Source organism: Metabacillus fastidiosus NBRC 101226, assembly GCF_001591625.1.
GTDB lineage: Bacteria > Bacillota > Bacilli > Bacillales > Bacillaceae > Metabacillus > Metabacillus fastidiosus.
The window spans coordinates 1-9,250 of record NZ_BCVG01000128.1; the positions used below are offsets into that span (position 1 = coordinate 1).

A 9,250-nucleotide genomic window follows, 5' to 3' on the forward strand; every position below is an offset into this window, starting at 1 on the left:
AAAATGTGGAAGGGGGAATCTTACTGCCCGTTAAGGCTGGGATAAAATTTCTTTCCAAACCATTAGCTGTTATACGTATTAAAAAACATATTTTTCTATTTTTATTTATTTAGCTGTAGTAACATGAAGTTATACAATTGTAGGAGGTATTACATGCCTGATTTTTTGCTTGTGTTATTTTTGTTTAACTTATCTTTATTTCTTTTGCACGAAATGGACGCGATAAGGAATTCTGAGTGGAAAATGTTTATCGTGCTTAAAGATATGGAAGATTCTAAAGCCTATAAAGTCTTTACATTTATTCACCTTCCTCTTTACACAATAATACTCACTTTACTTTTCAGCGAATATCAGACAATTGTTTTTTGGTTTCTGGATTTATTTTTAATCATCCATGCAATTTTGCACCTATTTTTTGAAAAGCACCCCCGTAATAAATTTAAGAATACGTTCTCTAGATCAATTATCTATCCAATGGGAATTCTTGCGGCAATTCATTTATTATTACTAGTTAATCGATAAGTGCTAATAATGTGAAATACAACTATCATTTTATAATTAGCTAAAACTTAAATAACATGCTAGTAATATTAGATAATGTTTATCTTCTAGTTGAACTAATAAAAACTATTTGTGCTGTTATTGTATTTTTAGCTGTTATCTTTACTTGTTTCTTTTTTATTTATTTCCGAATTACAAAGAAACCTAAAGACTCTAATAATCCCGAAAAAACCTCATAAAATCATTGAATTGCTAGAAAAAGATAAAACAGTTTAATCTGTTTATCTTTTTTTATTTTCAGGCAGGAAACAAATTACCTATTTAATTATCTTAATTCCAATCCATAGAATTATGTCGAATTATTTTTTTCTGAACTGGGTATTATAACTTATTTTACATTTATTACAATTCGATACAATAAAACTAGAATCATTCTATAATTCTTATTAAATTACTATTATGATTTAAGGAGTAAATCCTCATGAAACTTGAAGAAAAAGTATTAGATAAAGAATGGCAGGAACTAATCCTTCTCGCCTTAAATGCTGGTATGACAGTAGAAGAGATAAGAGAATTTTTTCATCAACCCTCTCGACCTGAATAAGGTCTTTTTTATTTCCTCAGTCCCTCTATCCCGATTAATAAATCAAATCCCTTTTACATGTAGGTATTTTTATCAAACAACTGCATATTATAAATTAAACTCAGAAACGCCTTTCTACTCATGGCTACCTTCAAACAGGTAGTCTTTTTTAATTGAGCTAAAAATTAGTCCATCATATGTCTTTACGATTACATAAACACAGTCTAAAATATTGAAGACTTCACGGAGGAACTAGATAAATTTTAAAAAACACTCTCTGAACAAGAATGGCAAGAATTTGTTTGGATTACGTTAAGCACTAGTATGATATTAGAAGAAATACAAGAATTCTTCCTCCCACTCTTTTGAACCTAAATAGGGGTTGTTTATGAGATGAATTACTTTATGAATTTTGGGTATATTAACTCTAAGTACAAGGAAAAAGCAACGTTGAATTCCTCCAACTAAACTGGTAGCCGTTTTCCTTGTACTTCCTCTGAAACATATTTACTTCTTTGTTTCCTAAAATCTTAGCTATATTCAAATTACATTTTTGTAGCCTACTCCTCAATCAAATTTTAATCAACTGATCTATCATTCTGTTTCATATATTCGACTTTTTATTTTGTCGTTTTTCAAGAGAAATTGTCGAAAATATACTATTTTGGAATTACAAAGTTATAATAGTGCATATTATCTTCATTCAAAGATATTCAATCTCAAACATAACGAGGTTAAGATATGCAAATACAAGATGTGACGCTTAATAACTTAGAAGATGCCATCCAATCACTACGTTCCCAGATGATTGCTGCAGGTATGCAAAAAGGGCTTAATCATCCTGATACAATTAGCTATAGTCAGCAATTAGATGTTTTGTTAAATAAATATCAATGTTTAATGCTACATCAGGAGAATGATTAATCTGCATTATTTTTTGTCTCTTGTGAAAGTCACTGCTTAATTGGGTTAATAACTCAAACTTTTTTAACACTTAGGCATTTTTATCAAACAACTACATATTATAAATAGAACTCAGAAACGTCTTTCTACTCGTGACTACCTCTAAACAGGTAGTCTTTTTTCTTCATTTCCATCTTTATTCCTAATTGTGACAAATTTTTTAAACTGTAAATAGTTCTTTCTGATTTTTAAAATCACTTACTTTCCATATACAATTATTACAAAATTAAATATTTTCAAAAAAGATTAATATCCACAGATTCATACTTCACTCCGTTATAAATTATTATTATCCCAGTCTTTTGATTAAAGGCTATATACATCTCTCGTTTATAGCTTTTAACAAATTTTGATCTAATCTACAAAATTGGAGGGGTGACTTATGTTCATATTGATACGAAACATTAATGGAACAATAGAGACCTTAAAAGATTCAAACAGTCATTTAGAAAAATTTTTTAATGATTTATCTTCTGCACGGTTACTGGCACAGAAATTAAACAAATATAGTAATTCCTCAACACAATGGTCTGTGGAGAAAAAGAAATTTCATTTAGAAATGTATTTCTAATTCTGGCTACCTTCTAACAGGTAGTCTTTTTTATGAGATGAATTACTTCAAAAAATTCGGACATAATAAAATTAGGTACAAGGAAAAGCCAATTTTGATTTCCTTCAGGTGAACTAGCAATCATTTTCTTGTACTCCCCCGAAACATAATTACTCTTTTGTTTCATTAAATTACCGAACTACTTTTCTAAAATCATAGACAAATGATAGAATCACTTTTAATTCATCAATCCTAACCATATAATTAAATTAATTACTGAAAGGAAGATGAAAATGATCCATAATACTTTGCACCAACGGCATAAAGAACATAATGAGCGCGTTAAAGCATTCCATAGAAATCACGAAATTCAGATACAACGTAGTGAAAATGGGAACGGTTTGTTAGCTAAATGGGAAAGACTTTTTTATAACAAAGTAATCGTTCCTTTAAAAACTGTGAAATAACTGCTTAAATTTCTGTTCCATTTCGGAGCAGTTATTTTTTTAAAAAATTTTAGGAAACACACTAATTCTTGTGTTTCATTAAAAAAATTCATATAACGCACAGTTTATTTATTATAAAATTTACCATTTTATTGAATTGTCTTTTATTTAAACAAAATTATGAAATATAGATTTAATATAATCGACATTATCGGTAGTAAAAGAGAATCTGCAATTAGAAGAGCCTTTTATTCTTCTATTTCAAATTCATCTCCTTCATAGTCCTGTACTATTTGTTTGTGATCTGTCGTTCTGTTCATTATGAGTCTTTTTAAATCGATTACCCGTATTCACGTACACTATAGAAAAAAACGGCAAGCCTATTACTATAATAAGACCAATAATCAGCAGAACTTGAGTTTTAAATTGTTCGCTTAATGCAATTAAAAGTAAACCGAGGCAGATCCCATACATTATTTTACTCATAAATTTACAGAGTTCTCCTTCTTTATATTTTTCTTTTTCACTTTCTGACATTGTATTATAACCAGCAAGTAGAAATACTCCCTTTCCTTTAGACAAAACGATAGCAAATATTAAAAAAGGCACTGTAATAACTAACATTGCTCCAATCAATTCATACACCTCCTGAAATATGAATTCTCTAACTTCTATTTGGTAAATTATAACACATTTTACATTATGGCTTTAAAATTCAATTTAATCATAAACTTTCCATAAATCTATATTTTAAATAAAAAGAAAAGAATCTCTTTTGAAAAAAAGTTTGATCATTTCATTGAATCCTATTACATAAAAGTCCCATTAGTTCAATACCATTTAGGTTTTAGTGTGTCAAAATATTTGTGATCCTCCAAAAGAACGTATAATCTTGATATCATTCCATCTAATTGGTCTGGTGCAAATCTCAAGGACCATACAACCGATGAAAAAATAACCATTGCAGCATAGATAGAATAAAGCATCCAAAATTCTTTAGGGATGTTGTTATCAAAATATCCTTCAATTTGTCCAATTGAAAATGGAATACTTAATTCTCTTTGAAATAGAGCAACTTTTACAAAGTCGTGAAATGGATCTCCCCAATCAAAATTATTAAAATCAATGATACCAGCAAATTTTTTATTTTTTACAATAATATTACCTAAATGATAATCGTCGTGTTGAAAGGAGTTAGGACGGTGTTTTAAATAATGCTTATTCTTCTCAATAAACGTAGAAATTTTTTCATCATTTTCAATCTTTATACCAGAATTTCTGTAAGCATCCAGATACCTATAATGCTTTTCCATTGCTCGATCATACCAAGTATTAATTGTTGAAGGAGCCTTATATAAATGCATCCTAGATAGTTGTGTACCTGCTTTCACTCCTATTCTGTATTGTTCTTTAGGTGTAAGTGTGTGTATTACCTCTTTTGCGTCTGTACCCTCAATATAAGAATAAATGGTATAACAATAGTCAAACTCGTCAATCATACCTATATCAATAGGCTGCGAAGATTGGACATTAAATTTTATCATTTGATTTAATAATTGATATTCAGCCTTTTTCTTTTGGTAACTTTCAATAGCACCTACACGTAACAAAAATTTGTAGTTATCGAAATAGACCACAAATTTTTTATCAGGAGAATATCCTTTTAATAGCTCTTCAATTTTTATAGCATTTTGCAGCAACTTTACTTTTTCTAGAAGAATTTCTATGATATTATCATTCAATCCATCTCCCCCCTCACTCTTTTAACTATTTTCAATAAATAAACTTTTTATAAAGAAAGCCTGTATTATACAGGCTTTCTTATCATTTTTTGTTCTAAATTATCAAACTTAATTTCAAACCTACATTTTGACTCTTTGTAATACATTTTGGATAAAAAGAGATTTATTTTCAGTATAAGAAACTCTGTCAAAACGAAACTTTGCTGCCAAATCAATTTTTAATTGATAATACTCTTTTAAAACATGAGGATTATTTCTCAAATAATTTCTAAACAAAATTTGATTGTTCCAGTGTTCTCCTTCAAACTGATAAAAATGTAAATGATGTGTACCAGCTCTCCATTTTCCTTTTCTGAAGAAACGTCTTTCAGGAAATTCTTTATGGTAAACAAATTCATATCCTATTTGTTTTAAAGGCTCAATAAATTCGCTAATTACCTCTAAATCATTTACTCCGATAACAATATCTAGAATGGGTTTAGCCCCTAACCCCTTAACAGATGTACTTCCTATATGTTCAATAGATATAACCTTGTCAGCTAAAATCTCTCTAAGTTTAACTTTTTCACTTTCAAATTGTTTGGCCCAATTTGAGTTGTAGTCTTCAATTGTTATTTCCTTATCCATTCTTTTCTCCTTATTCCATTTAGAATAAAAGATTATTTTTCAACTAAACTACTCTGTTAGTCGGAAAAGCCTTTAAAATATTTAAATTTATAGACCTAGTTCATATTAAGCACATTTTAGGGAGCAAAAAAGGTGCTCATTTTTTGTGTAGAGTATAGATGGCACCTGAGTTGTTAAGTAATTTTGAAATTCCTTCTGGATGATATGGCATTAGCTTGTCTGCTTCTTCTAAATCTAACCATTCCACTTTTATGATGTTTTCTTCTGCTGGAATTTCTTTAGGCCGTTTTACTATTTGTCCATGATAAGTAATAAAATAAACATGATTTTTTTCTATAAAAGCTTCGTTCAAAGCAACAATATTATCAACTGTAATATCATATCCCGTTTCTTCCTTCACTTCTCGTATAGCCGCTTCTTGCAAAGTTTCTCCTGCTTCAACTGCTCCTCCTGGTAAAGACCATGTATCATTTTTATTGAATACCATTAGGATTTTGTTTATTTCTGCATCAAATAATAGTACATATACAACATCAACTCGCTGAAAATCCATTTCTTCATCTCCTTTGTAAAACAAATATATAGTTATAGTCGATAATGTTATTGAATAACCTTAACCCATTAGACATATCTATCAGTTTGGTAATAGATTTGTTTGAATCACTTAATTTTTCGATGCATTACAAATTGTATCAGAAGCATGTAATCTGATCTCCATAGTTCCCATCAATAATCCATTCTTCTTTAACTAGTTCATTTTATACTTTTCTTTTTTCGCCTTTTGAAACCCCACCCCAATTAGATTTCCAAAAAAGTTCATCAACATGGTAAACCTTTCTTTTTAATTTTCCTCCTAGTTTTCTTACAAATGTGGATTTTCCAGAACCTTCTGACCCAATAATTACTTGTAATCTTCTAGTTTCTGTTCCTCTAATAAATCAATACTCCGGTGTTGTTTTACGTGTAAAAGTATGTGGTGACGAATGTTCGGGTATAATACAACATTATTTAATTCATCGAGAGGAATCCATTTGACAGCTGTTTGATTTTCATCTGGATTATGAGGAAGTTGGGGAATTTCTCCATCTCTTAATTTACAATCAAATACAGTTGTTAATGAATGCACAGTGCCGTACTTCTCTTTATTTTTGAATGGTGCATACTCATATAGAAATGCTACCGAACCTACTTCAATGTGAACTGATGCTTCTTCTAAAGCCTCTCTTTTCACACTTTCAACTAATGTTTCACCCGATTCAACTCCACCACCTGGTAAATTGTAATGAAGTCCATTTTCATCTTTAAATTCAACTAGTAGCACTTTATTATCTTGAATAATTAATGCACTTGTTCTAACTCTAATTGGATAAGTCACTGTTGTTCTCCATTTCTACTCTTAAGTACATTTTTCTATTATTAGTTTGTTTTGTATTGTTTGCTGTAAAAACGGTCTTCTAATCAAGAAGGCTCTTTTCTATTAACTTATATATCCTTTAAAGATATAATTTAACACAAATGAAGAATGGAACTCTTTCACTGTACCAGCTAAGTCTAAGAAAGCTTTTACAGCTTTCTTAGACAGGATACCAACAGGTAGATATATGGTATACGTTATAAATCATGATCGTTCAAAAGGTAAATTCATATTTGCGGCTTACACTTTAAATTAATTAAGATTGTAGACAGCTAAAGGAGAGGATTTTTAATTAAAGATCCTCCCAGCTGTTTATTAAATTAATGCATCTTTTAGCCTACTAATATCATTTTTATAAATTGATCCTTTATCTCGTAATATTCTCTGTCTAAAATACTCATAAAAACGTCTGTTTCATATTTTCCGTCGATTAGTGCCCCTTCCCTTTCAACACCCTCTTTAATAAAACCACATTTTTCATAACATTTGATTGCGCGTTTATTATATTCAAGAACCCTCAAATCGACTCGATGGAGATTTAATTCTTTAAAAGCATAATGTAGGATTAATTGTGTAATTTCTGTTCCCAAGCCCTTTCCCCAAACAGAAGAATCAAATATCCCAACTGCATAGCGGGCACGATTATCGATATCACTTACTGTTAATCGTGCTTGGCCAATCATTTTCCCTTTATACTCTACACACCACTCCAACTTATTTTCTTGAATAGATTGTACAAATTTTTGTGCCTTTTCCAATGTCTTCGGTGCTATTCTTTTTGTATTACCTCCATACATTCGTATAAGTTCTTGACTAATATCAACTTCTAGATAATCAAAAACATCACTATCTTTTGGCTTTCTCAAAAGAACATTTAATCCTTTAATAGCTGGTGATACATTTTTCACAAAGCCATCCTCCTTTAATAAAAAATCTCGTCTTAATAAAAGACGAGATTTTATCCATTAAATATTCTGATTAAATCTCAATATATTAATAATGATAAAATTTTCAGGAAATACAATTCGTGAAAACTTCTCCTATTATTTCCTTTCTCTGTTCAACCCTGTTTTCTTTGTACATTTTTATTTTAATTATCTAAAATCAATGTTTTAACAATCGCTAAATATTCTCTAAGATGCGCTTGCGGTGCAACTGTTAAAGGTGTTTCACTACTTAAACCATAAGGTTCTAAATCCATTTTTTCAGCTATCTTTTTAGCTCTAAACAAATGAAAATCACTTGAAACAACTATAATCTTTTTAGAAGAATTAATAAGTTCCTTAGAAAAAAGAAAGTTTTCATATGTACTAGTTGCTTTATCTTCAACTATAATTCTTTCTTCACTTATTCCTTTTTTCATAAGATATTTTTTCATAACTTCACCTTCAGATAAAGTTTTGCCTACACCTATTCCGCCAGTCACCACCACTTTTTTACTTAGATTATCTTTCAAATAATCATAAGCTGTATCTAATCTATTAGCCAAAGTCAAAGAAGGCTCATCACCTTTTATACCTCCTCCTAATACAATCAGATAAGAAACACTTTCAGGTGCTTGGTCATCCTCTGAGTTGATTTGAATCAAAGTTTCCAAACCACCTACAAAAAGGAATAGCAGTACTACAAATACCCTAAAGAATAACTTGATTTTTTTCCTATTTTTAATAAAAGGATATAATAAAAACACTAGCCCTAAAAATAAGAAGCAGAAAACCCCAAAATCAATACTAGAAATAAATAATAATAATATTGCATAAAAAACAAACAATCCACCTGTTAAAAAATAAATATATTTCATCTTTTACACCCTTCTAGCAAATTTGTTTAATGTTTCTTCAAAAGAATAAGTATCATTAATTCCTTCTATCTTGGACTTTATTTTAAATCAATAGCAAAATTGCATTTCCGTTGCTTATATTCGACCGATAACACTCTTTCCATGTTAAAAAGGCTCTTTCTACCGCTTATTCCCAACCTTATTTGTGATGATTATTAGATTTATAACATGGAAAATCATGCTTTTTTATTAAAGAAACATAATAATTCTTGTATTTATACATTTATTAACTCCTTTATGCACCTGCTCCTTTAAAGGGCATAAGATGCTTTTGAAGGAGTGATAACTATGGCCTGGGAAAATAAAATTGTATACTTAATTGGTCAGCCAGTAGGAATATCATTATCTAACGGACAAGGAATTTCAGGTATTTTATGTGGTATATCCGATAAAAAGCTTCTTGTTATTGAATATTTATATCAAAAGAAATTCGCTTTAAAACAGTACGATTTTTATATAATTCAAGATATAAATGGATTTCCATCTTGTCCTAACGAGCTGCCTTTACATTAGTATCCAACATCCCTCTATTTAGATAGAGGGTTTTATCTATTACTTTTTTAATAAAGTGAAACTTCTATCAG

General features: G+C 29.6%; 12 protein-coding genes. 5 read left to right on the plus strand and 7 right to left on the minus strand.

Annotated elements, in window-relative coordinates:
- The first annotated feature begins 153 nt into the window (after positions 1–153).
- The 4 genes from BFA01S_RS23710 (at position 154) to BFA01S_RS19195 (ending at position 2,618) form a co-directional block, all read left to right on the plus strand.
- The gene (locus BFA01S_RS23710) at positions 154–522 is read left to right on the plus strand and encodes a DUF6713 family protein (RefSeq protein ID WP_066234654.1); all 369 of its coding nucleotides are present in this window, start codon (positions 154–156) and stop codon (positions 520–522) included.
- A gap of 460 nt (positions 523–982) precedes the next feature.
- Positions 983–1,105, plus strand: coding sequence for an anti-repressor SinI family protein (locus BFA01S_RS22125; protein ID WP_082800085.1), 123 nt, complete (start codon positions 983–985; stop codon positions 1,103–1,105).
- 720 nt (positions 1,106–1,825) lie between these two features.
- The gene (locus BFA01S_RS19190) at positions 1,826–2,008 is read left to right on the plus strand and encodes an aspartyl-phosphate phosphatase Spo0E family protein (protein WP_066234658.1); all 183 of its coding nucleotides are present in this window, start codon (positions 1,826–1,828) and stop codon (positions 2,006–2,008) included.
- Between the two features lie 421 nt (positions 2,009–2,429).
- Positions 2,430–2,618 (plus strand): hypothetical protein, encoded by a 189-nt coding sequence (locus tag BFA01S_RS19195; protein ID WP_066234660.1) that lies wholly within the window; start codon positions 2,430–2,432, stop codon positions 2,616–2,618.
- Positions 2,619–3,319: 701 nt separating this feature from the next.
- On the opposite strand, the gene BFA01S_RS19205 is transcribed toward BFA01S_RS19195, so the two are convergent.
- From BFA01S_RS19205 to BFA01S_RS19235, 7 genes are all read right to left on the minus strand, one after another.
- The gene (locus BFA01S_RS19205; RefSeq protein ID WP_412758857.1) at positions 3,320–3,679 is read right to left on the minus strand and encodes a DUF3784 domain-containing protein; all 360 of its coding nucleotides are present in this window, start codon (positions 3,677–3,679) and stop codon (positions 3,320–3,322) included.
- Between the two features lie 194 nt (positions 3,680–3,873).
- A complete protein-coding gene (locus BFA01S_RS19210; RefSeq protein ID WP_235843075.1) occupies positions 3,874–4,785 on the minus strand; it encodes an aminoglycoside phosphotransferase family protein in 912 nt (303 codons plus the stop codon).
- A 120-nt stretch (positions 4,786–4,905) separates the two neighbouring features.
- Positions 4,906–5,412 (minus strand): GrpB family protein, encoded by a 507-nt coding sequence (locus BFA01S_RS19215; RefSeq protein ID WP_066234665.1) that lies wholly within the window; start codon positions 5,410–5,412, stop codon positions 4,906–4,908.
- A 136-nt stretch (positions 5,413–5,548) separates the two neighbouring features.
- The gene (locus BFA01S_RS19220) at positions 5,549–5,965 is read right to left on the minus strand and encodes an NUDIX hydrolase (protein ID WP_066234667.1); all 417 of its coding nucleotides are present in this window, start codon (positions 5,963–5,965) and stop codon (positions 5,549–5,551) included.
- A gap of 348 nt (positions 5,966–6,313) precedes the next feature.
- A complete protein-coding gene (locus BFA01S_RS19225) occupies positions 6,314–6,787 on the minus strand; it encodes an NUDIX domain-containing protein (RefSeq protein ID WP_066234672.1) in 474 nt (157 codons plus the stop codon).
- Positions 6,788–7,158: 371 nt separating this feature from the next.
- Positions 7,159–7,734, minus strand: coding sequence for a GNAT family N-acetyltransferase (locus BFA01S_RS19230; protein ID WP_066234674.1), 576 nt, complete (start codon positions 7,732–7,734; stop codon positions 7,159–7,161).
- A 182-nt stretch (positions 7,735–7,916) separates the two neighbouring features.
- The gene (locus BFA01S_RS19235; protein ID WP_066234676.1) at positions 7,917–8,627 is read right to left on the minus strand and encodes a YdcF family protein; all 711 of its coding nucleotides are present in this window, start codon (positions 8,625–8,627) and stop codon (positions 7,917–7,919) included.
- A gap of 327 nt (positions 8,628–8,954) precedes the next feature.
- On the opposite strand from BFA01S_RS19235, the gene BFA01S_RS19240 reads away from it, so the two are divergent.
- Positions 8,955–9,179, plus strand: a complete 225-nt coding sequence (locus BFA01S_RS19240; RefSeq protein ID WP_066234679.1) for a hypothetical protein — start codon at positions 8,955–8,957, stop codon at positions 9,177–9,179.
- The last annotated feature ends 71 nt before the right edge of the window (positions 9,180–9,250 follow it).

What these genes read in the sequence shown, in the direction of transcription:
- BFA01S_RS23710 (WP_066234654.1), top strand. Translation starts at nt 154, where the DNA reads ATGCCTGATTTTTTGCTTGTGTTATTTTTGTTTAACTTATCTTTATTT.
- BFA01S_RS22125 (WP_082800085.1), top strand. Translation starts at nt 983, where the DNA reads ATGAAACTTGAAGAAAAAGTATTAGATAAAGAATGGCAGGAACTAATC.
- BFA01S_RS19190 (WP_066234658.1), top strand. Translation starts at nt 1,826, where the DNA reads ATGCAAATACAAGATGTGACGCTTAATAACTTAGAAGATGCCATCCAA.
- BFA01S_RS19195 (WP_066234660.1), top strand. Translation starts at nt 2,430, where the DNA reads ATGTTCATATTGATACGAAACATTAATGGAACAATAGAGACCTTAAAA.
- BFA01S_RS19215 (WP_066234665.1), bottom strand. Translation starts at nt 5,412, where the DNA reads ATGGATAAGGAAATAACAATTGAAGACTACAACTCAAATTGGGCCAAA.
- BFA01S_RS19220 (WP_066234667.1), bottom strand. Translation starts at nt 5,965, where the DNA reads ATGGATTTTCAGCGAGTTGATGTTGTATATGTACTATTATTTGATGCA.
- BFA01S_RS19235 (WP_066234676.1), bottom strand. Translation starts at nt 8,627, where the DNA reads ATGAAATATATTTATTTTTTAACAGGTGGATTGTTTGTTTTTTATGCA.
- BFA01S_RS19240 (WP_066234679.1), top strand. Translation starts at nt 8,955, where the DNA reads ATGGCCTGGGAAAATAAAATTGTATACTTAATTGGTCAGCCAGTAGGA.